The sequence below is a fragment of the Erwinia plantamica genome (assembly GCF_043420595.1).
In the GTDB taxonomy this organism is placed as follows: Bacteria; Pseudomonadota; Gammaproteobacteria; order Enterobacterales; family Enterobacteriaceae; genus Erwinia; species Erwinia aeris.
Genome location: NZ_JBGCUC010000001.1, coordinates 120,743 through 147,388, shown reverse-complemented (window position 1 = coordinate 147,388; position 26,646 = coordinate 120,743). Strand labels below are relative to the sequence as shown.

General features: G+C 55.4%; 25 protein-coding genes. 16 read left to right on the top strand and 9 right to left on the bottom strand.

What is annotated here, in order from left to right; all coding sequences use genetic code 11:
• Nucleotides 1-43: 43 nt before the first annotated feature.
• Together rnm and AB3U87_RS00625 are read left to right on the top strand one after the other, a co-directional pair.
• On the top strand, nucleotides 44-907 hold the full coding sequence (gene rnm / locus AB3U87_RS00630) for an RNase RNM (RefSeq protein WP_301251638.1): 864 nt from the start codon (nucleotides 44-46) through the stop codon (nucleotides 905-907).
• Between the two features lie 38 nt (nucleotides 908-945).
• On the top strand, nucleotides 946-1,566 hold the full coding sequence (locus AB3U87_RS00625) for an L-threonylcarbamoyladenylate synthase (protein WP_253453820.1): 621 nt from the start codon (nucleotides 946-948) through the stop codon (nucleotides 1,564-1,566).
• An 87-nt stretch (nucleotides 1,567-1,653) separates the two neighbouring features.
• Here AB3U87_RS00625 and AB3U87_RS00620 read toward each other — a convergent pair whose 3' ends face one another.
• Nucleotides 1,654-2,280: a serine protease gene (locus AB3U87_RS00620; RefSeq protein WP_253453822.1), complete on the bottom strand. Its 627-nt coding sequence runs from the start codon at nucleotides 2,278-2,280 to the stop codon at nucleotides 1,654-1,656.
• 861 nt (nucleotides 2,281-3,141) lie between these two features.
• Here AB3U87_RS00620 and rluB point away from each other — a divergent pair.
• Nucleotides 3,142-4,008, top strand: coding sequence for a 23S rRNA pseudouridine(2605) synthase RluB (gene rluB / locus AB3U87_RS00615; RefSeq protein ID WP_253453824.1), 867 nt, complete (start codon nucleotides 3,142-3,144; stop codon nucleotides 4,006-4,008).
• Between the two features lie 39 nt (nucleotides 4,009-4,047).
• Here the strand turns inward: rluB and cobO are convergent, their stop codons facing one another.
• Both cobO and AB3U87_RS00605 read right to left on the bottom strand, forming a co-directional pair.
• Nucleotides 4,048-4,638: a cob(I)yrinic acid a,c-diamide adenosyltransferase gene (cobO, locus tag AB3U87_RS00610; protein ID WP_253453826.1), complete on the bottom strand. Its 591-nt coding sequence runs from the start codon at nucleotides 4,636-4,638 to the stop codon at nucleotides 4,048-4,050.
• Nucleotides 4,638-5,393 carry a YciK family oxidoreductase gene (locus AB3U87_RS00605; RefSeq protein WP_253453828.1) on the bottom strand — a complete coding sequence of 252 codons (756 nt, stop codon included), beginning with the start codon at nucleotides 5,391-5,393 and terminating at the stop codon, nucleotides 4,638-4,640. Before AB3U87_RS00605 ends, cobO begins: the two co-directional genes overlap by 1 nt.
• A gap of 199 nt (nucleotides 5,394-5,592) precedes the next feature.
• On the opposite strand from AB3U87_RS00605, the gene sohB reads away from it, so the two are divergent.
• Nucleotides 5,593-6,642 (top strand): protease SohB, encoded by a 1,050-nt coding sequence (sohB, locus tag AB3U87_RS00600; RefSeq protein ID WP_125287716.1) that lies wholly within the window; start codon nucleotides 5,593-5,595, stop codon nucleotides 6,640-6,642.
• 26 nt (nucleotides 6,643-6,668) lie between these two features.
• Here the strand turns inward: sohB and AB3U87_RS00595 are convergent, their stop codons facing one another.
• Nucleotides 6,669-6,917: a DUF2498 family protein gene (locus AB3U87_RS00595; RefSeq protein ID WP_253453830.1), complete on the bottom strand. Its 249-nt coding sequence runs from the start codon at nucleotides 6,915-6,917 to the stop codon at nucleotides 6,669-6,671.
• A 398-nt stretch (nucleotides 6,918-7,315) separates the two neighbouring features.
• Between AB3U87_RS00595 and topA the strand changes: the two genes are divergently transcribed.
• The 5 genes from topA (at nucleotide 7,316) to acnA (ending at nucleotide 15,080) form a co-directional block, all read left to right on the top strand.
• A complete protein-coding gene (topA, locus tag AB3U87_RS00590) occupies nucleotides 7,316-9,934 on the top strand; it encodes a type I DNA topoisomerase (RefSeq protein ID WP_301251642.1) in 2,619 nt (872 codons plus the stop codon).
• 188 nt (nucleotides 9,935-10,122) lie between these two features.
• Nucleotides 10,123-11,097, top strand: a complete 975-nt coding sequence (gene cysB, locus AB3U87_RS00585) for an HTH-type transcriptional regulator CysB (RefSeq protein ID WP_253453834.1) — start codon at nucleotides 10,123-10,125, stop codon at nucleotides 11,095-11,097.
• Between the two features lie 497 nt (nucleotides 11,098-11,594).
• Entirely contained in the window at nucleotides 11,595-11,753 is a 159-nt protein-coding gene (locus tag AB3U87_RS00580; protein ID WP_125287712.1) for a YmiA family putative membrane protein, read from the top strand.
• 2 nt (nucleotides 11,754-11,755) lie between these two features.
• Nucleotides 11,756-11,920: a hypothetical protein gene (locus AB3U87_RS00575; protein WP_253453836.1), complete on the top strand. Its 165-nt coding sequence runs from the start codon at nucleotides 11,756-11,758 to the stop codon at nucleotides 11,918-11,920.
• A 472-nt stretch (nucleotides 11,921-12,392) separates the two neighbouring features.
• A complete protein-coding gene (gene acnA / locus AB3U87_RS00570) occupies nucleotides 12,393-15,080 on the top strand; it encodes an aconitate hydratase AcnA (protein ID WP_253453837.1) in 2,688 nt (895 codons plus the stop codon).
• A gap of 95 nt (nucleotides 15,081-15,175) precedes the next feature.
• Here acnA and ribA read toward each other — a convergent pair whose 3' ends face one another.
• Nucleotides 15,176-15,769 (bottom strand): GTP cyclohydrolase II, encoded by a 594-nt coding sequence (gene ribA / locus AB3U87_RS00565; RefSeq protein WP_125287710.1) that lies wholly within the window; start codon nucleotides 15,767-15,769, stop codon nucleotides 15,176-15,178.
• A 212-nt stretch (nucleotides 15,770-15,981) separates the two neighbouring features.
• Here ribA and pgpB point away from each other — a divergent pair, with 212 nt between their 5' ends.
• From pgpB to yciH, 5 genes are all read left to right on the top strand, one after another.
• Entirely contained in the window at nucleotides 15,982-16,743 is a 762-nt protein-coding gene (gene pgpB / locus AB3U87_RS00560) for a phosphatidylglycerophosphatase B (RefSeq protein ID WP_253453839.1), read from the top strand.
• 134 nt (nucleotides 16,744-16,877) lie between these two features.
• On the top strand, nucleotides 16,878-17,186 hold the full coding sequence (locus AB3U87_RS00555) for a LapA family protein (RefSeq protein WP_253453841.1): 309 nt from the start codon (nucleotides 16,878-16,880) through the stop codon (nucleotides 17,184-17,186).
• Nucleotides 17,187-17,192: 6 nt separating this feature from the next.
• On the top strand, nucleotides 17,193-18,362 hold the full coding sequence (lapB, locus tag AB3U87_RS00550; RefSeq protein ID WP_253453843.1) for a lipopolysaccharide assembly protein LapB: 1,170 nt from the start codon (nucleotides 17,193-17,195) through the stop codon (nucleotides 18,360-18,362).
• 182 nt (nucleotides 18,363-18,544) lie between these two features.
• Nucleotides 18,545-19,306 carry an orotidine-5'-phosphate decarboxylase gene (pyrF, locus tag AB3U87_RS00545; protein WP_394148070.1) on the top strand — a complete coding sequence of 254 codons (762 nt, stop codon included), beginning with the start codon at nucleotides 18,545-18,547 and terminating at the stop codon, nucleotides 19,304-19,306.
• Nucleotides 19,306-19,632 (top strand): stress response translation initiation inhibitor YciH, encoded by a 327-nt coding sequence (gene yciH, locus AB3U87_RS00540; protein ID WP_301251646.1) that lies wholly within the window; start codon nucleotides 19,306-19,308, stop codon nucleotides 19,630-19,632. Before pyrF ends, yciH begins: the two co-directional genes overlap by 1 nt.
• 57 nt (nucleotides 19,633-19,689) lie before the next feature.
• On the opposite strand, the gene osmB is transcribed toward yciH, so the two are convergent.
• On the bottom strand, nucleotides 19,690-19,908 hold the full coding sequence (osmB, locus tag AB3U87_RS00535) for an osmotically-inducible lipoprotein OsmB (RefSeq protein ID WP_125287704.1): 219 nt from the start codon (nucleotides 19,906-19,908) through the stop codon (nucleotides 19,690-19,692).
• A 372-nt stretch (nucleotides 19,909-20,280) separates the two neighbouring features.
• On the opposite strand from osmB, the gene AB3U87_RS00530 reads away from it, so the two are divergent.
• Nucleotides 20,281-20,982, top strand: coding sequence for an L-ribulose-5-phosphate 4-epimerase (locus AB3U87_RS00530; RefSeq protein WP_253453849.1), 702 nt, complete (start codon nucleotides 20,281-20,283; stop codon nucleotides 20,980-20,982).
• Between the two features lie 197 nt (nucleotides 20,983-21,179).
• Nucleotides 21,180-22,049 (top strand): crotonase/enoyl-CoA hydratase family protein, encoded by an 870-nt coding sequence (locus tag AB3U87_RS00525; RefSeq protein ID WP_253453851.1) that lies wholly within the window; start codon nucleotides 21,180-21,182, stop codon nucleotides 22,047-22,049.
• Here AB3U87_RS00525 and pdeR read toward each other — a convergent pair.
• The 3 genes from pdeR to AB3U87_RS00510 all read right to left on the bottom strand — a co-directional run bounded on the left by pdeR (nucleotide 22,046) and on the right by AB3U87_RS00510 (nucleotide 26,539).
• On the bottom strand, nucleotides 22,046-24,031 hold the full coding sequence (gene pdeR, locus AB3U87_RS00520; RefSeq protein WP_253453853.1) for a cyclic di-GMP phosphodiesterase: 1,986 nt from the start codon (nucleotides 24,029-24,031) through the stop codon (nucleotides 22,046-22,048). The two genes, AB3U87_RS00525 and pdeR, sit on opposite strands and share 4 nt — an antisense overlap.
• A gap of 158 nt (nucleotides 24,032-24,189) precedes the next feature.
• Entirely contained in the window at nucleotides 24,190-24,480 is a 291-nt protein-coding gene (locus AB3U87_RS00515; RefSeq protein WP_253453855.1) for a YbdD/YjiX family protein, read from the bottom strand.
• Nucleotides 24,473-26,539, bottom strand: a complete 2,067-nt coding sequence (locus AB3U87_RS00510; RefSeq protein ID WP_253453857.1) for a carbon starvation CstA family protein — start codon at nucleotides 26,537-26,539, stop codon at nucleotides 24,473-24,475. Before AB3U87_RS00510 ends, AB3U87_RS00515 begins: the two co-directional genes overlap by 8 nt.
• Between the last annotated feature and the right edge of the window lie 107 nt (nucleotides 26,540-26,646).

Here is a 26,646-nt window from a genome sequence, read left to right as displayed (position 1 = left end):
CGGGTATCATGCAGCGACCTTTTTAGCGCTTTCCGGAGTCGTTTTGTCTGCAACCCCGCTTAATCCCTGGCCCATCTACGATTTACACAGCCACACCCGCGCCTCTGACGGCCTGTTAACGCCTGAAGAACTGGTGCTCAGAGCCGTGGAGCAACGCGTCGGTGTCCTTGCTATCACCGATCACGATTCGGTTGACGGCGTGCAACCCGCCCGCGAAGCCATCGCCAGACACCAGCTGCCGCTGCGGCTGATAGCGGGCGTCGAAGTTTCTTCGCTATGGGAAAATCACGAAATTCATATTGTCGGACTGGGCGTGGAAGAAGAGCATCCCGTGCTGAAGCAGTTTCTGCAGGCACAGAGCGATCGTCGAATGGTTCGCGCGCAGCTGATAGCTGAACGGCTGGAGAAAGCGCGCATTCCCGGTGCGCTGGAAGGCGCGCTGGCGCTGGCCGACGGCGGCGCGATCACCCGAGGCCATTTTGCCCGCTTCTTAATTGCGCAGGGCAAGGCCGATAATATGGCGCAGGTCTTTAAAAATTACCTGGCGCGCGGCAAAACCGGCTACGTGCCGCCACAGTGGTGTACAATTAAACAAGCCATTGATGCTATTCATCATTCTGGCGGGCGTGCCGTGTTGGCTCATCCGGGCCGCTACGGCCTTTCCGCAAAATGGTTGAAGCGTTTAATCGCCCACTTTAAAGAAGAAGGGGGGGATGCAATGGAGGTCGCACAGTGCCAGCAGGCGCCCAACGAGCGCACGCAGCTGGCGCGTTACGCGCAGGACTACCAGCTGGCCGCGTCGCAGGGATCTGATTTCCATCAGCCCTGTCCGTGGATAGAGCTGGGAAAAAAATTATGGCTTCCGGCCGGTGTGGAAGCCGTCTGGCTGCGCTTTCCTGAAATTTGATCCTGTTCGCCCGTCGCGCGACAGGCATGAGGTCGATTATGAGTCAGTTCTTTTATATACACCCGGAAAACCCCCAGCCCCGGCTGATCAAACAGGCCGTAGAGCTGCTGCATAAAGGGTCGGTCATCGTTTATCCTACGGACTCGGGCTATGCGCTGGGCTGCAGGCTGGAAGATAAAAACGCGATGGAGCGCATCTGTCGCATCAGGCAGCTGGACAGCGACCATAACTTTACGCTGGTCTGCCGCGATCTTTCAGAGCTGTCTACCTATGCGTACGTGGACAATACCGCGTTTCGCCTGATTAAAAATAATACGCCAGGCAACTACACGTTTATTTTGAAGGCGACCAAAGAGGTGCCGCGCCGTCTGATGAGCGATAAGCGTAAGACGATTGGTCTGCGTGTGCCTTCCAATCCGGTGGCGCTGGCGCTGCTGGAGGCGCTGAACGAACCCTTAATGTCCACTTCGCTGATGCTGCCGGGCAACGATTTTACCGAATCCGATCCGGAAGCGATTCAGGAGACGATCGGCAAGCAGGTTGATTTAATTATTCACGGCGGCTATCTGGGACAGCAACCTACTACGGTTATCGATTTAACCGAAAGTACGCCGCAGGTCGTGCGCGAAGGCGCAGGCGACGTTAAACCTTTTCTCTGAATAATATCAGGCTCGTCAAAAAGGCGAGCCTTAATAAATAAACATAGATAATTACTTTTCAGATATTAATACGCGAGCATATTATTCTCACGACGTTGTTTTTTGCAGCCAGTCTTTAAAGTCCGCATAAGGAATATAAAGTGACACATCTTTCAACGGTCCGCTACCGGCCTTATGCCTCTTAATCTGATTGGTAAAACCGACTATCACGCCGCCGATTGTATCATCGCCGTTATAGACCGCGCCGCCCGACATGCCTTTCACCACGCCCGCATTGGAAGCCATCGCTACGCAGGGACGTTTATTCCACTCATTGCGAATACCGGTCAATGCCAGGTTCACGCCGGAAGATTCCACCGGCATGGCGGTAATAAAGCTGTAGCCGTACATTTTCACCGGCGCGCCAATTTCACCTTCGCGAAATTTCGGCAGGGTTTTCATGTCGTTTTTATGATAGATAATCGCCAGGTCGCAGTAAGGATGATAAGCCTTAACGCGCTGTACGGAGAGTTTAGCCACGTGAGCGGCAGTCAGGCTGTACTCGGGCGTAATCGGAATGCTGGTACCCAGCGAGCCGACGCCCAGCACGGTAGGAATGCCGGTAAAGTTCATATCGACACGTTTCAGTGCTTCTCTGCTGTACTCATATTTACCTACAGAGCAGCCGGTCAGCGTCAGCAAAGCCAACGCCGCGAGGGGCATTATTCTTTTCATAATAGTTACACTTTGTCGGACACGTCAGTAAATCCCTGGTGAAGATTGACGACGTGCAAGGCCGATGCCGATTGAAATCGGCGTTATACAGGGAGTCGTGCTCCCCTCTGTTTTTTAACTGACGTTTACTGCAAAAATAATTTACGACTTAACTAAAATTTTTATTGTGACTGTTTAACAGTTCACTGTGCAGGCTCTTTTTGGCCTGAGTGAATTCTACACAAACTAATTAGTGGATCAAATAAATAAACAGCCGAAAATAATTAAAACCGCAATTACGATGAATTAACTCAATCTAAAATGGCGATAAGCTATTTGTTTGGAGAGGGATTTAGCATTTGTGTGGGTCATTTGTGTTAAGTCAGTTTGAATCACTGGTGTGGCGTAAAAAAGTGGTTTTAACATCGGAGAAACATTTTGCTTAATGGATTCACCCTCTGCTGAGGTGGCTATTTGGGTTTAATTAAGGTGAAATTCAGGCGCGGCGCAGTATCGGCAGAAAATACATTAACTTTAATTTAACTTAAAATAAGTGAATATATATCAACAAGGCGATAACATTTGCCTTAAATAACGCGGCGCGGCCCGGCGTTAAATTGGCTTAGGGCGGCCGCTTTGGTAAGCGCAGGGAATGAGTGACCGTCCGTCGATAGCGGGCGACGCCGCCGCTTTTCAGGATGGCGCATCTTTTCCCTGGCAAACGGCCCGGTAGCGTTATCAATAGCCGATAACTTAGTGTAGAATGCGCTTCCCCTGAAAATGGGGCGGGCGTCGCGTGCATTCAGCCGCAAAAAGCCCCGCCTCCTGAGTAACGGCCCATTCATTTTATGACGCCTGGGAAGGCGACAAAGAGGCAGCGCCATGAGCGAAAAATTACAGAAAGTCTTAGCGCGCGCCGGGCATGGTTCCCGCCGCGAAATTGAAACCATGATTTCTGCCGGACGCGTTAGCGTGGACGGCAAAATGGCCACGCTGGGCGACCGCGTAGAGCCGAGTAAAGCATTAAAAATCCGTATCGACGGCCATCTGGTTTCGGTAGCGGAATCCACTAATGAAGTTTGCCGCGTGCTGGCCTATTACAAACCGGAAGGCGAACTCTGCACCCGTAACGATCCCGAAGGCCGTCCTACCGTATTCGACCGTTTACCCAAGCTGCGTGGCGCACGCTGGATCGCCGTAGGGCGTCTGGACGTTAACACCTGCGGCCTGCTGCTGTTCACAACGGATGGCGAGCTGGCTAACCGTTTGATGCACCCAAGCCGGGAAGTGGAAAGGGAATACGCCGTACGCGTGTTTGGGCAGGTCGATGACGATAAGCTGAAGCAGCTGAGCCGTGGCGTACAGCTGGAAGATGGCCCGGCGTCGTTTAAAACGCTGAAGTTTACCGGCGGCGAAGGCATCAACCAGTGGTATAGCGTTACGCTGACCGAAGGCCGCAACCGCGAAGTGCGTCGCCTGTGGGAATCGGTAGGCGTGCAGGTCAGCCGTCTGATCCGTACCCGCTACGGCGACATCACGCTGCCGAAAGGGCTGCCGCGCGGCGGCTGGACGGAGCTGGATCTGCCGCCGACCAACTATCTGCGCGAGCTGGTTGGGCTGCCGCCGGAAACCACCAGCAAAGTGGCGTTGGAAAAAGATCGTCGCCGTACCAAGGCCAATCAGATCCGTCGCGCCGTCAAGCGCCACACTCAGGTCAGCGGCAACCGCCGTACGACCAGCAAGCGTTAACAGAAAAGGGCGAAGCGATTCGCCCTTTTTTTTGGCCTGTTACCAGTCGATACCCTGCTGCGCCTGGATCCCCGCATCAAAAGCGTGTTTAACCGGACGCATTTCGGTTACGGTATCCGCCAGCGCCAGCAAATCGCGATGACAGCCCCGGCCGGTAATGATAACGCTCTGCTGAGGCGGACGGGCGCGCAGCGCCGCCATGACCTCTTCCAGCGGCAGATAGTCAAAGCTCACCATATAGGTCAGCTCATCCATCACCACCAGATCCAGCGACGCATCCTGCAACATCCGTTTGCCGTGCTGCCAGACTTCAAGGCAGGCGGCGGTATCAGTTTCGCGGTTCTGCGTATCCCAGGTGAAGCCGGTGGCCATCACCTGAAACTCCACGCCGTGCGGCTCCAGCAAATTGCGTTCGCCGTTTGGCCATTCGCCCTTAATAAACTGAATGACGCCCACGCGCTTTTGATGGCCCACCGCACGGGCGGCAGTGCCGAAAGCGGCCGTGGTCTTGCCTTTGCCGTTACCGGTAAACACCATCAGAATGCCGCGCGTTTCGGTCGCGGCGGCAATGCGCGCGTCAACTTTTTCCTTCAGCTTTTGTTGACGCTGCTGGTGGCGATCGTCGGCCATTATTCCGCTGCTCCCGGTTTGCGTCCTGGCTGCGCATCGAAGCTGACGCCGCTTTCCGTGCAGTCATCGCCCATCACGTAAAGGTAAGTGGGCATAATATCCGCCGGGGTTTTCAGCTTGCCTGCGTTCTCCTGCGGGAAGGCGCTGGCGCGCATTTTGGTGCGTGTGCCGCCGGGGTTAATGCAGTTGACGCGCAGCTGGCCGCGATACTCTTCAGCCAGCACCTGCATCATGCCTTCGGTGGCGAATTTAGAGACGGAGTAGGCGCCCCAGCCCGCGCGTCCCTGGCGGCCCACGCTGGAAGAGGTAAACACCAGCGAGCCGGCCTGTGACTTCAGCAGCAGCGGCAGCAGCGCCTGAGTCAGGAAGAAAGTGGCGTCAACGTTTACGCGCATCACCTGCTGCCAGACGGCGGGATCCTGCTCGGTCATGGGCACCACGTCGCCCAGCAGGCCCGCGTTATGCAGCACGCCGTCCAGCCTGGAGACATGACGGGAAATTTCATCGGCCAGCTGACGGCACGCTTCGGGCGTGGCGCTGTCCAAATCCAGCGTAAAGAAAAGCGGCGAAGGCTTGCCGACAGCGGCGATTTCATCCGCCACATTTTGCAGCTTCTGCGCGTTGCGTCCCAGCAAAATAACCTGCGCGCCATAGCGAGCGTAGGTGACAGCAGCCTCGCGGCCAATGCCGTCGCTGGCGCCGGTAACAAGAATAATACGATCGTTGAGCAATTGACTGGCAGGTTGATAATTCATTGATGCGCCTCTGGCGATGCTTAGTGCGGAAGGGAAACAGGGTAACGCCGCTAATCCATTGACCGCAACAGTAAACCGCCCGAATGCCTGGTCTCTGCGCAGCGCTATCTTTGCGTACTCAACGGATCCGGGCGACGACGGGCAGCGACTCGGCTACACTAGCTGCTGATCTAATTGGATGTTAAATAAGGCGGAATGCGTGGAACTACTCTCTTACTACGGACTTTTTCTGGCCAAGACGGTCACGGTGGTCGTGGCGATCGCGGCCATTGCTATTTTGATTACGCATCTGGCCATGCGTAAACGCGCTCAGGGCGGCCAGCTGCGCCTGACGCGGCTGAATGAGGCGTATCAGGAGATAAAGGATGAAATGCGCCTGGCGAGCATGAAGCCGCATGACAAAAAACGCTGGTATAAAGAGCAGAAAAAAAAGGACAAGCTGGAGGCGAAAACCGCTAAAGCCGAGGCGAAACAAGGTATTAAGCCAGCCGAAAGCAAACCCACGCTGTACGTGATGGATTTTAAAGGCAGCATGGACGCGCACGAGGTCGCCTCGCTGCGTGAAGAGATCTCGGCGGTTATGGCCGTCGCCAGACCGCAGGATGAAGTGCTGCTGCGTCTGGAAAGTCCGGGTGGCGTGGTGCACGGCTACGGGCTGGCCTCTTCCCAGCTTCAGCGGCTGCGCGATAAGAACATCCGTTTGACCGTGGCGGTGGATAAGGTAGCGGCGAGCGGCGGCTATATGATGGCCTGCGTGGCCGATCGCATCGTGGCTGCACCGTTTTCTATCATTGGCTCGATCGGCGTGGTTGCCCAGATCCCTAACTTCAACCGCCTGCTGAAGCGCAATGAAATTGACGTAGAGCTGCATACGGCCGGAGAGTACAAGCGCACGCTGACGCTGTTTGGCGAAAACACCGAGCAGGGCCGCGAAAAATTCCGCGAGGATCTCAACGAGACGCATCAGCTGTTTAAAGAGTTTGTGCATCAGATGCGTCCGACGCTGGACATCGACAGCGTGGCGACGGGCGAACACTGGTTCGGCACCCAGGCGCTGGAAAAAGGCCTGGTTGACGCTATCGGCACCAGCGACGATCTGATTATCGACCAGATGCAGGCGCGGGAAGTGGTTGCGGTGCACTACGTGAAGCGCAAAAAAATGATGGATCGCTTTACGCAAAGCGCCAGCGTCAGCGTCGAACGCCTGCTGCTGCGCCTGTGGCAGCGTGGCGAGAAGCCGCTGCTGTAGTCCTGTTAGCGCCTGCCTGGCGGGCGCTATTCCTGCAAGTGATAAAGCGGCGACAGCTCCGTGGCGAGAAACTTAAAAACGTTAAACACCACCGTGCTTTTACTGCCGGGCAAGCCTTGCTCGTCCAGAAAATAGTCGCCGCAAAAAACCAGCACGTCGCCTTTCTGCTCCACGTCGGTGGCGCTCAGTCCGGGAAAAAAATCCTTGTGCTCCGCGATGAGCTCGTTCGCCTTTTGCAGGAGTGCGGATTTATCAATAGCCTGGGTATGCTTCACAGAATTCTCTCCTTTATAGAGACGGCAGATGAGCAGTATATTACGCCGCGCTGCCGCAAAAACTCAATGCCGATGGGCGCTTGCCTGCCCACACGCTTTTTTATGACTTTCTGGCGTAAATCCGTTGTGGATGCTAATTAAGTTGCGTAACAGATTTTATCAGGTAGAGTGTGGGCGTTTCGGGTTCCGGGCGTAAAACTGGCTTTACGCTTTGTTAGTGATGCGCTTAACAGTTTGTAAAAGGTGTCGTTAATCAGTGAGTTGGCTTCCTGAGCGGGAAGCGTTAACAGGGAAAGTGCCGGATTCTGCCGTCGGCCATGAAGGTTTTAACGCGCTGGATTGCCCGCAGGCTTTCGGCACAATTTACTCTCGGATGTTTTAATCAGGTAAAGGTAAATATGGGCAAAGCTCTCGTAATAGTTGAGTCCCCGGCAAAAGCCAAAACAATCAATAAATATCTCGGAAACGACTACGTGGTGAAATCCAGCGTCGGTCATATCCGCGATTTGCCGACCAGTGGATCAACAGTTAAAAAGAGCGCTGACTCTACAACCAGTAAGACCACCAAAAAGGTGAAAAAGGACGAGAAGGCCGCGCTGGTCAGCCGGATGGGCGTCGATCCTTATCACGGCTGGGAAGCGAACTATCAGATCCTTCCCGGCAAGGAGAAAGTGGTCTCCGAGCTGAAAGCGCTGGCGCAAAATGCCGACCACATCTATCTCGCAACCGACCTTGACCGCGAAGGGGAAGCCATTGCCTGGCACCTGCGGGAAGTGATCGGCGGTGATGATTCGCGCTTCAGCCGCGTGGTGTTTAACGAAATCACCAAAAATGCTATTCGTCAGGCTTTCGACAAGCCGGGCGAACTGAATATCAATCGGGTTAACGCTCAGCAGGCGCGCCGCTTTATGGACCGCGTGGTGGGCTATATGGTTTCGCCGCTGCTGTGGAAGAAAATCGCTCGCGGACTGTCCGCCGGGCGCGTGCAGTCGGTCGCCGTGCGGCTGGTGGTGGAGCGCGAGCGCGAAATCAAAGCGTTCGTGCCGGAAGAGTATTGGGAACTGCATGCCGATCTGAATACGCCGGAAGGCACGCTGCTGCCGATGGAAGTGACTCATCAGCACGACAAGCCTTTCCGTCCGGTTAACGGCGAGCAGACCCAGGCCGCCGTCAGCCTGCTGGAAAAAGCGCGCTATCAGGTTACCGACCGTGAAGATAAGCCGACCAGCAGCAAGCCCGGCGCGCCGTTTATTACCTCAACGCTGCAACAGGCGGCCAGTACCCGTCTGGGCTACGGCGTGAAAAAAACCATGATGATGGCACAGCGCCTCTATGAAGCGGGCCACATTACCTATATGCGTACCGACTCGACCAATCTGAGTCAGGATGCGGTCAGCATGGTGCGCGGCTACATTGAAAACGAATTTGGCGAAAAATATTTGCCGAAGGCCGCCAATGCCTATGCCAGCAAAGATAACTCTCAGGAAGCGCACGAAGCGATCCGTCCTTCGGACGTCGCCGTCCTGGCCGAGCAGCTGAAGGATATGGAAGCCGACGCGCAGAAGCTGTATCAGCTAATCTGGCGTCAGTTCGTTGCCTGTCAGATGATGCCGGCGCAGTATGACTCCACGACGCTGACCGTCAGCGCCGGCGAGTTTAAACTCAAGGCGAAAGGGCGCACGCTGCGCTTTGACGGCTGGACCCGCGTGATGCCTGCGCTGCGCAAGGGCGATGAAGATCGCACGCTGCCGCCGGTTGAAGTGGGTAAAGAGCTGGCGCTGCAGCAGCTGAAGCCAAGCCAGCACTTTACCAAACCGCCGGCACGCTTCAGCGAAGCCTCGCTGGTGCGCGAGCTGGAAAAACGCGGCATCGGTCGACCTTCTACCTACGCCTCGATTATCTCGACCATTCAGGATCGCGGCTACGTGCGCGTGGAAAGCCGTCGCTTCTATGCGGAAAAGATGGGCGAAATCGTTACCGACCGGCTGGAAGAAAACTTCCGCGAGCTGATGAACTACGACTTCACCGCGCATATGGAAAACAGCCTGGATCAGGTTGCCAACAACGAAGCGCAGTGGAAAGGCGTGCTGGATAAATTTTTCGCCGACTTCAGCCAGCAGCTGGAAAAGGCGGATAAAGATCCGGAAGAGGGCGGCATGCAGCCGAACCAGATGGTGCTGACCACCATCGATTGCCCAACCTGCGGGCGTAAGATGGGTATCCGTACCGCCAGCACCGGCGTGTTCCTCGGCTGCTCGGGCTATGCGCTGCCGCCGAAAGAGCGCTGTAAACAAACCATCAATCTGATCCCAGAGAATGAAGTACTGAATATTCTCGAAGGCGAAGATGCGGAAACCAACGCGCTGCGCGCGCGCCGTCGCTGCGGCAAATGCGGCACGGCGATGGACAGCTATCTGATCGACAACCAGCGCAAACTGCACGTGTGCGGCAACAACCCAAGCTGCGACGGTTACGAAATCGAGCAGGGCGAATTCCGTATCAAAGGCTATGACGGGCCGATCGTAGAGTGCGAAAAGTGTGGCGCGGAGATGCACCTGAAAATGGGGCGTTTCGGCAAGTACATGGCCTGCACCAACGACGACTGTAAAAATACCCGTAAGATCCTGCGTAACGGCGATGTTGCGCCGCCGAAAGAAGATCCGGTTCCGCTGCCGGAGCTGCAGTGCGAAAAATCGGATGCTTACTTTGTACTGCGCGACGGCGCGGCAGGCGTTTTCCTGGCGGCCAACACCTTCCCTAAATCCAGGGAAACGCGCGCGCCGCTGGTGGAAGAGCTGCAACGTTTCCGCGATCGCCTGCCGGAAAAGCTGCGCTATCTGGCCGACGCGCCGGTTGCCGATGATGAAGGCAACAAGACGGTAGTGCGCTTCAGCCGCAAAACGAAGCAGCAGTACGTCAGTACGGAAAAAGAAGGTAAGGCTACAGGCTGGACGGCGTTCTACGTCGACGGCAAATGGGCCGTCACCGAAAAAGCGGCGAAAGCCAGTAAGAAATAACCTGTCGGGCCGGCGTTTCAGCTGGCCCGTTTTTCTCCTGCGGCTTCAGCCCTGCTATACATTCCACCCATCTTTGATATGATTGTTATAGATATACCTTTCCTTATTATAAAATCGCATTAGGCCGATACGTTGTGCTCTGTCAGCACAGCCCGTCGGCGCGCGGCGCCAAACTGGACGGATCAAACATGAAATTGCAGCAGCTGCGTTACATCGTTGAAGTGGTCAATCACAATCTGAACGTCTCTTCAACGGCTGAGGGGCTTTATACATCGCAACCCGGGATCAGTAAGCAAGTACGTATGCTGGAAGACGAGTTGGGTATTCAGATCTTTGCCCGCAGCGGCAAGCATCTGACGCAGGTCACGCCCGCAGGCCAGGAAATTATCCGTATCGCCCGCGAAGTGCTGTCAAAAGTCGAAGCCATCAAATCAGTCGCCGGGGAACATACCTGGCCGGATAAAGGCTCGCTGTATGTTGCTACAACGCACACGCAGGCCCGCTACGCGCTGCCCAACGTGATTAAAGGCTTTATCGAACGCTATCCTCGCGTTTCGCTGCATATGCATCAGGGCTCGCCTACGCAAATTGCAGAAGCGGTGTCTAAAGGCAACGCGGATTTTGCTATCGCTACCGAAGCGCTGCATCTTTATGACGATCTGGTTATGCTGCCTTGCTATCACTGGAATCGCGCCATCGTGGTGACGCCGGATCATCCGCTGGCAGGCAAAGAAAAAGTCTCTATCGAAGAGTTAGCCGAGTATCCGCTGGTTACCTATACCTTCGGCTTTACCGGACGTTCAGAGCTGGATACGGCGTTTAATCGGGCTGGCCTGACGCCGCGTATCGTTTTCACCGCGACGGATGCGGACGTGATTAAAACCTACGTACGTTTAGGATTGGGCGTGGGTGTCATCGCCAGCATGGCGGTCGATCCGGTCTCGGATCCGGATCTGGTCAGAATAGAAGCTACGGACGTCTTTAGCTTCAGCACCACCAAAATCGGCTTCCGCCGCAGCACCTTTTTGCGCAGTTACATGTATGATTTTATTCAGCGTTTCGCGCCGCACCTGACCCGTGACGTCGTCGATACGGCCGTGGGGCTGCGCTCGAACGAAGATATTGAAGCAATGTTTAAAGATATTAAATTACCCGCCAAATAATTTTCCGTCCCTGCATCCCTATTCAGAGCCGCGACGCGGCTCTGCGATAATCATTGGTCCTGCCTGTTACTGCAATTGATAAAATCTTTTTATTCTTTTTACGTAAATGCCGCCCCCATCACATGTTTTTCCAAAGTTATTCATTAAATGAGAAACAGTACACATTTTTCAGCGGGCATCTTTGCGCACCTCCAGGATGATTCTCATACTCTGGTTATCAAGGCGCGACAGGGCGCGAACGGCAAGGAGGTTTCAATAAATGCTGATTTATCAATGGTGCGAAAAAACAGCTATTGTCAGTAAATTTGGCTTAAAGGGTAATTTGTTAACGCGAGTTTGGTTAAGTACGATCAATAGATTTCATAAACTTTAATGAATACTATTAATCGTTCGGCGTAATAAAAATAGCTGGATTTCACGCCATAAAATGTTTAGGATTCCTCCTAATTTCTGATTGCTCAAAACAATCGTTTCAATGAGAGTGATTATCAAAAACTATGGCTAGCAGAATTTCTGTAGAAACCGACTTCGGTCACAAAGCTCTGAAGGTTCAGCGTAACAGCAATCTGAGACGCAAGGCCTGGTTAGCGGTATTCGCCGCATCGGCGCTGTTTTGGGGAGCTGTTGCAGTCGTGATTTGGCAGATATGGGGGTAGCGATGCACCTGCAGTATTCGGATCAAAAACCACAGCAAGCTGTTAAGTTGAAAAAAGTAGAGTGTAAAAGCAAAGCGAGAGAGAGCATCATCCCGGAAAGCTGGGGGCTGAGCGAAGTGCAACGTAACTTTATTGATTTTATGACGGATAAAACGAATAAAGCTTAAGCCTTACGCTTATATTCACTCTTTGTTTTAACCATGACAAATATAAATATTAACATTATTTAACGGACCAGCTATTTCTGGTCAGGGCACGCTGTCGGCCCAACGATGGGAAACCACAATGGCAACCCATTGATAAACGGTAAAACCTGCTCGCAAAGGCGTGAGGTTTTGAAGTAATACGTTTGGTCTTATAAGACCTGAGTGAGGGCAAAAATGAATTTAACTCAAATGACATGGTTCAGTGCCTGGACGTTTTCAGCCTTATTCTGGGCTAGCCTGCTCTGGCTGAGCATGGTCATGCATTAATAAAGCATATTTAAACAGATATTAACGACGCCTCGCTGAGCAATCAGCGGGGCGTTTTTCTTTTATGCTTCATCGATGTTATCAAAACGTTACGCCAACTTTGTACTATCTTTAAATCAAACCCTGCTTTTATTCAGGTTATGCGAAGATAAACGAAGGAGGAGTAATGTCGTCTACCCTACGTGAAATAACAAAAGACGCGCTGGAAGTTAAAGGTCAACGTTATCACTATTACAGCCTGGCCAAAGCCGCCGGGCAGCTTGGCGATCTCTCCCGTATGCCCAAATCCCTGAAAGTGCTGCTGGAAAACTTGCTGCGCTGGCAGGATGAAGATTCCGTTACCGATGAGGACATCCGCGCGCTGGCAGGCTGGCTGGCTCAGGCGCATGCCGACCGCGAGATCGCCTATCGGCCCGCCCGCGTGCTGATGCAGGACTTTACCGGCGTGCCCGCGGTGGTCGATCTGGCCGCTATGCGCGAAGCGGTGAAAAGACTGGGCGGGGACGTGGCTAAAGTGAATCCGCTTTCGCCAGTCGATCTGGTTATCGACCACTCGGTTACCGTTGACCGTTTCGGCGACGACGACGCCTTTGAAGAAAACGTGCGTCTGGAGATGGAGCGTAACCATGAGCGCTACGTCTTTTTGCGCTGGGGGCAGAAAGCCTTTAACCGTTTTAGCGTGGTGCCGCCGGGCACCGGGATTTGCCACCAGGTCAACCTGGAATATCTCGGCCAGGCGGTATGGCATGAAATGCAGGACGGTGAGGAAGTTGCCTATCCCGACACGCTTGTTGGCACGGACTCGCACACTACCATGATTAACGCGCTGGGCGTGTTGGGCTGGGGCGTGGGCGGTATCGAGGCGGAAGCCGCTATGCTGGGGCAGCCGGTGTCAATGCTTATCCCTGACGTGGTTGGCTTCAAGCTTAACGGTAAACTCAATCCTGGCATTACCGCCACGGATTTAGTGCTGACTGTGACCCAGATGCTGCGTAAACACGGCGTGGTAGGGAAATTCGTTGAATTCTATGGTGATGGCCTGGCTGACCTGCCGCTGGCGGATCGCGCTACCATCGCCAATATGGCGCCGGAATATGGCGCAACCTGCGGCTTTTTCCCGCTGGACGACGTCACGCTGGGCTATATGAAACTTACCGGCCGCAGCAGCGAACAGGTGGCGCTGGTGGAAGCCTACGCCAAAGCGCAGGGGCTGTGGCGTAATCCCGGCGATGAGCCGGTATTTACCAGTTCACTGGCGCTGGATATGGCTACCGTTGAAGCGAGTGTGGCCGGACCGAAACGGCCGCAGGATCGCGTTTCGCTGGGCGAAGTGCCGCAGGCTTTCCAGGCCAGTAACGAGCTGGAAGTCAATCGGGCGCAGAAACAGCACCAGTCGGTCAGCTATCGCGACAGCGCCACGGGCAAGGAGCATCAGCTGGAAGATGGCGCAGTAGTGATTTCAGCCATTACTTCCTGCACCAATACCTCCAATGCCAGTATCCTGATGGCGGCGGGCCTGCTGGCGAAAAACGCGGTAATGCTTGGCCTGGACCGCAAGCCGTGGGTAAAAGCGTCGCTGGCGCCGGGATCCAAAGTGGTTTCCGACTATCTGGCGGCGGCGCGACTGACGCCTTATCTGGACAAGCTGGGCTTTAACCTTGTTGGCTACGGCTGTACTACCTGTATCGGTAACTCCGGCCCGCTGCCTGACGCTATCGAGAGCGCGATTAAAAAAGGCGACCTGACGGTTGGCGCGGTGCTTTCCGGCAACCGCAACTTTGAAGGCCGAATCCATCCTTATGTCAAAACCAACTGGCTTGCTTCGCCGCCGTTGGTGGTGGCCTATGCGCTGGCCGGCAATATGAATGTTAATCTGGAAACGGATCCGCTTGGCACTGACAAGACCGGCAAGCCGGTATATCTGAAAGATATCTGGCCGTCACCGGAGGCGATTGCGGAAGCGGTACAGCTGGTTTCCACCGATATGTTCCATAAAGAGTACGCGGAAGTGTTTGAAGGCACGCCGGACTGGCAGGCCATCAGCGTTAGCGAAGCGGCCACCTACGACTGGGACGAAGGCTCTACCTATATTCGCCTTTCACCGTTCTTTGATGATATGGAAAAAGAGCCGAAGCCGGTTGTTGATATCAAGGGCGCCAGGATCCTCGCGATGCTGGGCGACTCGGTCACTACCGACCATATTTCGCCTGCCGGCAGTATCAAAGCGGAAAGCCCGGCCGGGCGCTATCTGCTTGCGCATGGCGTCGAGCGGGGCGATTTTAACTCTTATGGCTCGCGACGCGGCAACCATGAAGTGATGATGCGCGGCACCTTTGCCAACATTCGCATCCGCAACGAAATGGTGCCGGGCGTGGAAGGCGGCATGACGCGTTTCGTGCCCGGCGACGAGCAGCTGGCGATCTACGATGCGGCGATGAAATATCAGCAGCAGGGGACGCCGCTGGCGGTGATCGCCGGGAAAGAATATGGCTCCGGCTCCAGCCGCGACTGGGCGGCTAAAGGCCCGCGGCTGCTGGGGGTGCGCGTGGTCATCGCCGAATCTTTTGAGCGTATCCACCGTTCAAATCTGATTGGGATGGGCATACTGCCGCTGGAGTTCCCGGAAGGCGTAACGCGTAAAACGCTGGGGCTGACCGGTGACGAGCAGATCGACGTGGAAAACCTGAGCCAGCTGAAGCCCGGCGGCACGGTGAAAGTCACGCTGACCCGTGCGGACGGCAGTCAGGAAACGCTGCAAACGCGCTGCCGTATCGATACCGGCAATGAGCTGACCTACTACCGCAACGACGGCATCCTGCACTACGTTATACGTAACATGCTGGTCGAGAGCTAAAATAAAAATGCCCCTGATAAGGGGCATTTTTTTGCGCGGAAGGGGGAAAGCGCCGCGCGGAAAAACAAAACGGGACGCTGTCGGCCCCGTATCCGTTACTCTTTTGGCAAGAGATGACCCATCTTCTCGGCTTTGGTATCAAGGTAGTGCGCGTTTTCAGGATTGCGCCCGACAATCAGCGGCACGCGCTCGATGATATTAATCCCCGCCTCGCTAAGGATCTCGACCTTACGCGGATTGTTGGTCAGCAAACGCACTTCATTAACGCCCAGCAGCTTAAACATGTCCGCGCAAAGGGTAAAATCGCGCTCGTCGGCCGCAAAGCCAAGCTGGTGGTTAGCCTCAACGGTATCGTAGCCTTTATCCTGCAGGGCATAGGCGCGGATTTTATTCAGCAGACCGATATTGCGGCCTTCCTGACGGTGATAAAGCAGAACGCCGCGGCCTTCTTCCGCGATATGGTTCAGCGCCGCCTCCAGCTGGAAACCGCAGTCGCAGCGCAGGCTGAACAGAGCATCGCCCGTCAGGCACTCGGAATGCACGCGCGCCAGCACCGCCTCGCTGTTCGTTATATCGCCATAAACCAGCGCCACATGGTCGTGACCGGTTGCCAGTTCTTCAAAACCAACCATGAGGAAATCTCCCCACGGCGTGGGCAGTTTGGCTTCTGCTACCCGTTTAAGCTGCATGTGACTCTCCAGATACATCAGGGGCTGCGCTAACCTTTGCGCCGACCATTCATAATAGCTATTTTGCCACAATCGGGCGTCGGGCGGTTAACCTCTTCGAGCGATTGTTTTAATACCGCACAATTATCGCCATCTCAATCAATATGTTATTATTTTTTATCACGTTGTCATCAGAAATAAATCAATGCCTTACTGAATCGCCGGGGAAAGCCATGTTTGAGATCGCCAAACGCACCACGCTGGGTGCTCTGTTGCTGTTGATTATGCCGTTCGGCGTGCTGCTGTCCGGCTGGCGCTGGCAGCCGGTAGAAACAGGGTGGGGCCATCAGCTGCTGTTCTGGCTGACCGAAACCGTGACCAGTCCATGGGGAACCTTAACCAGCGTGATCCTCTGCGCGTGGTTCCTGTGGTGCCTGCGCTATCGCCTTAAGTCGGCAATTATTCTGTTGCTGATCGTGGTGTCGGCAATCCTGCTCGGGCAGTACACCAAAACGTTTATTAAAGATCAGGTACGCGAGCCGCGCCCTTATGTGCTGTGGCTGGAGCAAAACCACGGGCTTGATGAAAAATACTTTTACGAGCAGACCCGCAAGCAGCGCAGCGTAATGGTGCGGGAAGCGATTGCGGAAGATCCTCGCCTGCCTGACTGGCTGAAGGCGCACTGGGAATTTGAAACCGGCTATGCTTTCCCTTCTGGTCATACCATGTTTGCAGCCAGCTGGGCGCTGCTGGCGGTAGGGCTGTTATGGCCTCGCCGCCGTATCGTCACGCTGTGCGTGCTGGTGGCCTGGGCGATTGGCGTGATGGCAAGCCGTCTGGTGCTGGGAATGCACTGGCCGCGCGACCTGATCACCTCGACGCTTATCAGCTGGGTGCTGGTCACGCTGGCGACCTGGCTGGTGCAGCGCTACAGCGGGCCGCTCACCGTTCCGCCGGCGGAAGAGCAGGAAATAAGCGAACGCGACGAGGCGTGATTGTGTTCGCGCCGTTTGCCCCCATAACCTGAGGATTGGGCAGGCATTTCATGCGCCCTGCGCGCATCAGGCAAGCAACAGGGCTAATTTTTTGGCATAATTCATCTGGTTATCACCAGACTATGGGACGGACTGTGAAATACTTGCTGATTTTTTTACTGGTTTTAGTGATTTTCATTATCTCTATTACGCTTGGCGCGCATAACGATCAGGTGGTTACCTTTAACTATCTGCTGGCGCAGGGCGAATATCGCGTTTCGACGCTGCTGGCTACGCTGTTCGCTGCGGGTTTTTTAATCGGCTGGGCGATTTGCGGTCTGTTCTGGCTCCGTCTGCGCGTGGCGCTGGCTAATTCCCAGCGTAAACTGAAACGTCTCCAGCAGAAGCTGGGGCAGGCAGAAGAAGCGGCGGCTCAGCCAGCCGTGCCTGCCGTTAAGGAATAATCCCCTATGTTGGAACTGCTGTTTCTGTTGCTGCCTGTTGCCGCTGCCTATGGTTGGTATATGGGGCGCAGGAGCGCGCAGCAGGATAAGCAACAGGAAGCGAGCCGCCTGTCGCGCGATTACGTCGCCGGCGTCAATTTCCTGCTGTCCAATCAGCAGGATAAAGCGGTCGATCTCTTTCTGGATATGCTGAAGGAAGACAGCGGCACGGTAGAGGCGCATCTGACGTTGGGTAACCTGTTTCGCTCGCGAGGCGAGGTTGACCGGGCTATCCGCATTCATCAGGCCCTGATGGAAAGCGCTTCGCTGACCTACGATCAGCGCCTGCTGGCCGTGCAGCAGCTGGGCCGCGACTATATGGCCGCGGGTTTTTACGATCGGGCGGAAGAAATGTTCAGCCAGCTGACCGATGAGACGGACTTCCGCGTCGGCGCGCTGCAGCAGCTGCTGCTTATTCATCAGGCGACCAGCGACTGGCCAAAAGCCATCGAGGTGGCCGAACGGCTGGTAAAGCTGGGCAAAGAAAAGCAGCGTATGGAAATTGCGCATTTCTACTGCGAGCTGGCGCTCCAGGCGATGGGCAGCGACGATCTGGATCGCGCTATGGGCCTGCTGAAAAAAGGCGAATCTGCCGACAGGCAGAGCGCCCGCGTCTCGATCATGATGGGGCGTATCCACATGGCGAAAGGCGACTATGCAAAAGCGGTTGGGTTTTTACAGCGCGTGATAGAACAGGATAAAGAGCTGGTCAGTGAAACGCTGGCGATGCTGGAAACCTGCTATCAACAGCTGCAACAGCCCAACGCCTGGGCCGAGTATCTGAAGCGCTGCGTTGAGGAAAATACCGGCGCGGCGGCCGAGCTTTACCTCTCTGACGTCATTGAAAAAGACGAGGGCGGCGAAGTGGCGCAGATCTATATTAATCGCCAGCTGCAGCGCCATCCTACCATGCGCGTTTTCCATCGTCTGATGGATTACCACCTGCATGAAGCGGAAGACGGTAGGGCAAAAGAGAGCCTGATGGTGCTGCGGGATATGGTCGGCGAACAGATCCGCACCAAGCCGCGCTACCGCTGCCACAAGTGCGGCTTTACCGCCCATGCGCTTTACTGGCACTGTCCTTCCTGTCGCGCCTGGTCCTCGGTTAAACCTATCCGCGGCCTGGACGGGCAATAAACCGGCCAGCGGCTCCTGTTGTGGAGCGCTGGCTTTTTAAACAGGTGAAAAATAGTTACAACATACTAATGAGTAAACTTCATATCAGGGTTTCAGCAGCAATGAGAGCCGCATGGTCTGGCAGGCGAAAAGGGAAAACTTGCCGCTAAACTGTGAATTTAACGACGTCGCAGGTAGAATGCTTGCCGTTTATCTCCTGCACCCTGCGGTGCGCTATTTCAGAGGGTTTCAACATGCAATCATCTCACGGCTCCCGGATCCTGGTGGCGCTGGACTACGCTAATCACGCCAGCGCCATGGCCTTTGTTGACCGTATCGATCCGCGCAGCTGCCGCCTGAAAGTCGGCAAAGAGATGTTTACGCTGTTTGGCCCCCAGCTGGTGCGGGATTTACAGCAGCGCGGCTTTGAGGTGTTTCTGGACCTGAAATTCCATGACATCCCCAATACCACCGCACATGCCGTTGCGGCGGCGGCCGATCTGGGCGTCTGGATGGTTAACGTCCACGCCAGCGGTGGCGCGCGGATGATGACGGCCGCTCGTGAGGCGCTAAAGCCCTTTGGTAAAGACGCGCCGTTGCTGATCGCCGTGACCGTACTGACCAGTATGGAAGCGGAGGATCTGCGCGGGATTGGCATTGAGCTTTCGCCAGCGGAGCATGCTGAAAGGCTGGCGCGGCTCACGCAGCAGTGCGGCCTGGACGGTGTGGTATGCTCAGCGCAGGAAGCGGCGCGCTTCAAACAGACGCTGGGCAGCGATTTTAAATTGGTCACGCCGGGCATTCGTCCTGCGGGCAGCGAGGCGGGCGATCAGCGGCGCATTATGACTCCGCAGCAGGCGCTACAGGCCGGGGTGGATTATATGGTGATTGGTCGTCCCGTCACCCAGGCCGCTGACCCGGCAGCCGCGTTGAAGAACATCATCGCATCACTTCAGGAGGCATAATGGCCGATAACAACAGCCGTCTGGTCTATTCCACCGAAACCGGACGCATCGATGAACCCAAAGCGGCGGTACAGCGGCCAAAAGGCGACGGCATCGTGCGCATACAGCGGCAAACCAGCGGCCGTAAAGGCAAGGGCGTATGCCTGGTCACGGGCGTCGATCTGCCGGATGCCGGGCTGGAAAAGCTGGCGGCCGAGCTGAAGAAAAAATGCGGCTGCGGCGGATCGGTTAAAGAGGGCGTGATTGAAATTCAGGGCGACAAGCGCGATCTGCTGAAAACGCTGCTGGAAGCTAAAGGACTGAAAGTGAAGCTGGCGGGCGGCTGAAGCAAAAAGGCCGCGTTTTGTCGCGGCCTTGTGCTTTCTTTGCTTAACGGTCAGCCGTTAACGGCTGATCTGATGACCGATGATCCCGCCCACAGCGGCACCGCCGACGGTGCCCAGACCGCTGCCGTTAGAAAGAATAGACCCGCCGATAGCACCCGCGCCCGCGCCGATAGCGGTATTGCGATCGCGTTTCGACCAGTTTGAGCATCCGCTTAAGGAAAGCACCAGAGTGGCGGCCAGCAGGCCAGCGGTAATACGTTTAATTGTTACTGACATAGTCACTTCTCCATCATTGCTGCTGCAGGAATAACGCTATAAGTATAGAGGTTTACCTTGCCTTTTGGCCCGGATACGCCCGTTTCTTAGCGATTTATCTCACGTAAATAAAACATTGCCATCATATATCACGTCGTTCTTACCGTACTCGTGAAGCAACACTTACACATTTGTTAAGTTTCAGACTTATTTCTGTAAAGGTATTGCTGGCACGTATTCTAAGCATAGACGATCGTCTTCACAGGTAAAAAATCTTAATTTCCCACGCTTTTTACCGTCACCCAGCTAATTTCTGCCACGCATCCAGCGATTGCCTCCATACCCTGATGGCTGGCCAGCGGGGACAATGTAGAAAAAAGTGGGAGAAACCAAATGCTGGAAGAACTGAAACAACAGGTGTTGGAAGCCAATCTGGCGCTGCCTCGCCACGGTCTGGTGGTGTTCACCTGGGGTAACGTAAGCGCGGTCGATCGTGAGCAGGGCCTGATAGTGATTAAACCTTCCGGGGTCAGCTATGAGGCGATGAAACGCGAAGATATGGTCGTGGTCGATCTGCACAGCGGCGAGGTGCGGGAAGGCAATATGCGGCCTTCTTCCGATACCGACACGCACCGCGCGCTCTATCTGGCCTGGCCTGAGGTAGGCAGCATTGTCCATACGCATTCCCGCCATGCCACCATTTGGGCGCAGGCGGGCAGAGAGATCCCCGCCTGGGGCACTACCCACGCCGATGATTTTTACGGCGCCATTCCCTGTAGTCGCCAAATGACGCCGGAAGAAATCGGCTCCCGCTATGAGTGGGAAACGGGGCAGGTGATTATCGAAACTTTCCGTGAAAAAGATCTGGATCCGCTGGCTGTGCCGGCCGTTCTGGTCAATTCCCACGGCCCGTTTTGCTGGGGAAAAACGCCGGAAAAAGCCGTGCATTCGGCGGTCGTGCTGGAAGAAGTCGCCTATATGGGCATTTACAGCCAGCTGTTAACGCCGTCGCTGCCCGCCATTCAGCAGCCGCTGCTGGACTGCCATTATTTACGCAAGCACGGCAGCAATGCCTGGTATGGTCAGATAAAATAATTTAATCAGAAATCATAACGTTATTTCCTTCCACCGGTCTTTGCGGTAAAAACCGTCAGTTATTAGCACCTCGCTGGCTTTCAGGCCGGCGGGGTGAAAATAATTTACCTTTAAAATCAAACGAAAGTACAGCCGTCTCGCACTCTGCATTACGCTTGGAGCGCGCTTAAGCGCACCCATAAACAGAGGATGAGAATATGACCGTAATTAATCAGACCACCTGCCGGCTGTTTAGCGAAGCTGGACAAACCACTCAGCTTTCCGCCTACTACGAAGAAGGACGACGCACGTTATGGATGATGCTACGCGCGCAGCCGCGCCCCAGCTTTAACCATGAGCTTATCGAAGAGATAATGAACCTTAGCTATGCCGCGCAGCGTTCCGGCTTGCCCATCGACTTTTGGGTAACCGGCTCGCTGGTGCCGACGATGTTTAATGCGGGCGGCGACCTCGGATTTTTTGTGGAATGCATTAAAAACGGGCGTCGTGAAGCGCTGCGGGCCTACGCGCGCGCCTGCGTGGACTGCATTCATGCGGCGGCGCGCGGGTTTGATACCGGCGCGGTGACCATCGCCATGATCGAGGGCAGCGCGCTGGGCGGCGGCTTTGAGGCCGCGCTGGCGCACCACTTTATCCTGGCGCAGGACACGGCGCGCATGGGCTTCCCGGAAATTGCGTTCAACCTGTTTCCGGGCATGGGCGGCTATTCGCTGGTGGCCCGGCGTTCGGGCATGAAGCTGGCGGAAGAGCTGATCTGCGAAGGAGAGTCGCATTCGGCGGAATGGTTCGAAACGCGAGGGTTGGTCGATCGGCTGTTCCAGCCGGGCGAGGGCTACCAGACTACCCGCACCTTTATCGACACGATGAAACCGAAACTCAACGGCGTCAGAGCGATGTTAAAGGCGCGTCAGCGAGTATTGCAGCTGACGCGGGCAGAGCTGATGGATATCACCGAAGATTGGGTGGAATTCGCCTTTTCTATCGAACCCAAGGATATAGCCTATATGGAAAGGCTGGTACAGCTGCAGAACCGCCACAGCGCGCAGGTTATGCGTAAAGCGGGTTAAGCACCGGCGTAACGTTTTGCCAGCCATTGCTCCAGCGCGTCTGCGGGCATAGGCCTGGCATATAAAAATCCCTGGCGAGCGTCCACACCGCTCGCCATTATAAATGTCTCTTCCTCTGTCGTTTCGATACCTTCCGCGATAACCTGCAAATTCAACGCCTTCGCGACCGCGACAATCGCCCGCACCAGCGATTGTGAAACCGGCTGACTGTTAACGCCGCGAATAAAGCTTTGATCCAGCTTGATGGCGTTAATCGGCACGCGCGCCAGCTGCGAAAGGGAGGAGTAACCGGTGCCGAAATCGTCCAGATGCACTTCCGCTCCCAGCGCCTGGAACTGATTCATCAGCGTCAACGCCTGCTGCTCGTTTTCAATCAGGCAGCTTTCGGTCAGCTCAATATCCAGCGGGCAGCTCGCCAGGTTCGCTTTGCCCAGCGCGCGCTTCAGATCGATATAGATGCTTTCATCAAGCAGCTGGCGCGGCGAGACGTTAACGGCCACGCGCAGGTTGATGCCTTTTTTGCGCCAGGCCAGGATCTGTTCAAGCGCGGTCAGCATGACCCAGCGGCCCAGCGGCACGATCAGCCCCGACTCTTCGGCATAGGAGATAAAGTCCGCCGGTGAAACCAGCCCGCGTTCCGGCGACACCCAGCGTACCAGCGCCTCTACGCTATGCACTTCACCGGCCCGATCCAGCTTGGGCTGATAGTGGATAATCAGCTGATCCTGCTCCAGCGCCTTGCGAAGATTGGTATCCAGCCAGAGATATTCAAATACCCGCTGATTCATTTCAGCCGCAAAAATGCAGTACTTGCCGCGCCCGTTCTCTTTTGCCGTATACATGGCCGTATCCGCATTGCGGATCAGGCTCTCGCGATCTTCGCCATGCTGCGGACTCAGCGCGATGCCGATAGAGCAGCCGGAATAGACTTCAATCAGCCCGATGCGGAAGGGCTGTCTGAGCCTGTCGAGAATGCGCGTAGCCATCGCTTCCAGCTCTTGCTGCGTCGCGCCGACCGCCAGCACCAGGAATTCGTCGCCGCCCAGGCGCGCCAGCGTCTGGTTCTTTGCCAGGCAGCTTAAGATAGCCAGCGACACCGCTTTTAACAGCTGGTCGCCGAACATATGGCCATAGGCGTCGTTAACCTTCTTGAAATTATCCAGGTCGAGATAGACGATACCGATCTGCTGCTGCACCTCTTCCGCCAGCGCTTCTGCGATAGCGTTATTGATCGCATTACGATTGGGCAGGCCGGTAATGCCGTCGGTGTTCGCCAGTACCCGCAGACGCTCCTGCGCCCGTCGCTCTTCGGTAATATCGGTGCCGGAGCAGATCAGGAAGATTTCATTTTTCCCGCTGCCGCTGTGGACAAACTTGTTTCGGAAAAGAAACAAACGCTGTCCCTGACGGGTTTTCACCCATCTTTCCACTTCGTAAGAGTTGCCGTCGCGGAAAAAACCGCTGATGTTGCGACGTGACGAAGCCGCCTCCTGGCGGGTCATAAATAGCTGGAAGACGTTGCGGCCGATAACTTCCTGTTCTTTCAGCCCGGTATACTCCTCGCTTTTGCGGTTAAAGCGCTGAATATTGCCGCGCTGGTCCAGGATGACGATTACCGAGTTGGCTTCTGACACCACCTGTTCGGCGAACGAAAGGCCCAGCGCCAGATCGCGCGCCACGCTTGCGGTATCGCCCCAGGCGGAGGCGCTGCCCGCCCATTCGGTCTGGTTAACGCGGCGGCCAACCAGATGCATGGAAAGCGGCTCGCCATACAGCGACACCGTCAGGTTCACGCTGGAGGTGATCACGGTCATCGCGCGCAGCAGGCTCGCCTGCGTAGGCGTTAAGGGGATAACGACGTGCGTATCGGCCGATTCATCCTCTGCAAATAAAAGCGCATCGCTGTCGGACTTTAAACGCCAATGAGGGCTGTTAGTACCAAACCAGGTATAAAGTAGTGATTGCCCTTGCTCATCGGTCATCAGATTTCTCCCTGGAGGATGCAATACAGGCTGTATCTTCTTATTTTAGCAACAGTATTCGGCAAACAGGATAATCACAAGCGCAATGTTTAAGATATTTTTTATGTCGGAAATTAACTATGGCGAAAAAAGCCCCGACCGCGCGATCGGGGCGGAGATCAGCAGGGACATTTTCCGACTTTTCCTGCCACGGAAGGAAAGCGGGCTTCCAGGCAGTAGCGGTGAAACTCTTTCTCCGTCATGGCCTTATTAGCGGGATGATGCTGCTGCATATGTCGCAGGTAGGTTTGATAGTCCTGAACGCCAACCATCAGGCGAAAACACTGCGCCAGCCGCGACATTAACAAACGTAACGTTAGTGATTCTTTTAATACCGTTGTGGCTAAAGGTCGACAGCGGATCACCTGAAGCCGGTTTCTTGCAGGTCGGGAAAAAATCGCTCTAGCCATGACGCGCCTCGCTTCGCAGGGAAATATCGGCTTCGTGCACAGTCGGACTTTGACTGTTTAATGCGCGACGAATGACGAAAAAAGCCGCGATAAGCATGGTAACGGCAACCAGCATAAAAAAGGCGCAGAGCGCGGCGTTGATCTGATTGCTGAACACGATAGTCTGCATATCCGCTACAGTTTTGGCTGGCGCGATAATCATGCCGTCCTCAATGCCTTTAGAAAACTTTCTGGCCTGAGCAAGAAAGCCAATGGCCGGTTTTTCGTGGAAAATCTTCTGCCAGCCTGCATACATTGAGGTGATAAAAAGCCACGCCGTCGGCAGGATGGTCACCCAGGCGTAACGCTGTTTTTTCATCTTAAACAGGACAACGGTGCCGAGGATCAGCGCCATTGAGGCCAGCATCTGATTACCGATGCCGAACAGCGGCCACAGCGTGTTGATGCCGCCAAGCGGATCGACCACGCCCTGATAGACAAAGAATCCCCAGCCCGCTACCGCCACGGTGGTGCCCGCCATATTGCCCAGCCAGGAACGGTTGTTCGCCAGCGACGGCACCACGGTGCCCACCAGATCCTGCACCATAAACCGGCAGGCGCGGGTGCCCGCATCCACGGCGGTCAGAATAAACAGCGCCTCAAACAGAATGGCAAAGTGATACCAGAACGCCATCATGGCGCGGCTGTTAAACACTTCGGTAATGATATGCGCCATGCCTACGGCAAAAGTAGGCGCGCCGCCGGCACGAGAAAGGATAGTGCCTTCGCCAACATCTCTGGCGATGCCGCTCAGCATTTCCGGCGTCACCACAAAGCCCCAGCCGTTAATAGCCTGCGAGGCGGATTCTACCGTAGTGCCGATTAGTGCGGCAGGCGAGTTCATGGCGAAATAGACGCCAGGCTCAATGACCGAAGCGCAGATCAGCGCCATAATCGCGACAAACGATTCCATCAGCATCGCGCCGTAGCCAATCATGCGGATATGGCTCTCACGTTCAATCAGCTTGGGCGTGGTGCCGCTGGAGACCAGCGCGTGAAAGCCGGAGATAGCGCCGCAGGCGATAGTGATAAACAGGAAAGGAAACAGGCTGCCGGCGAACACCGGGCCGCTGCCGTCAATAAAACGCGTCACGGCGGGCATTTTCATCTCCGGCATGGCAAACAAAATGCCGATAGCCAGACCAACAATCACGCCGATTTTCAGGAAGGTGGAAAGGTAATCGCGCGGCGCCAGCAGCAGCCACACCGGCAGCACGGAAGCGACAAAACCGTAAATAACTAACACCCAGGTCAGCGTAGTGCCTTTGAGGGTAAAAAACGGCCCCCAAAACTCGTGTTGCGCGATGTTGCCGCCGTAGATAATTGCCGCCATCATCAGCACAAAACCAATCAGCGATACTTCTGCGATTTTTCCCGGACGCAGAAAGCGCATATAAATCCCCATAAACAGGGCAATAGGGATGGTGGCCGCGATAGTAAACAATCCCCAGGGGCTGTTGGCCAGCGCTTTGACCACCACCAGCGCCAGCGCGGAAAGAATAATGATCATTACGCCCAGCGCGCCCAGCATGGTTACAACGCCTGCGAACGCGCCCAGCTCCTGTTTCGCCATTTCGCCCAGCGAGCGGCCGTCGCGGCGGGTGGAGATAAACAGGATCAGGAAATCCTGTACCGCACCCGCAAGCATTACGCCGATCAGGATCCACAGCGTGCCGGGCAAAAAGCCCATTTGCGCCGCCAGAATCGGGCCGACCAGCGGGCCGGCGCCGGCGATAGCGGCAAAATGGTGGCCGAACAGTACCCATTTATTGGTGGGCACGTAGTCCAGCCCGTCGTTGAGCCTTTCGGCGGGAGTGAGCCGACGGTCGTCCAGTTCGAACACGTTTTTGGCGATAAAGCGGCTGTAGAACCGCCATGCGATGCTGTAGCAGGCCACGGCGGCCACCACCAGCCAGAGCGCGTTAACCTGTTCACCGCGGCTGAGCGCCAGCATGGCGAAGGCGATCGCGCCGACTATCGCCACGCCGGCCCAGACAATGGCCGATTTTACCTTGATCATCACAATACTCCTTGTTATCTCCCAGCGAGATAACGCTAAAGTAATGTTGATATTTTGTTAGTGAAAGCAGGGGGAATAAGAAGTGTGAGGCAAGAGGTTTTTTTCTC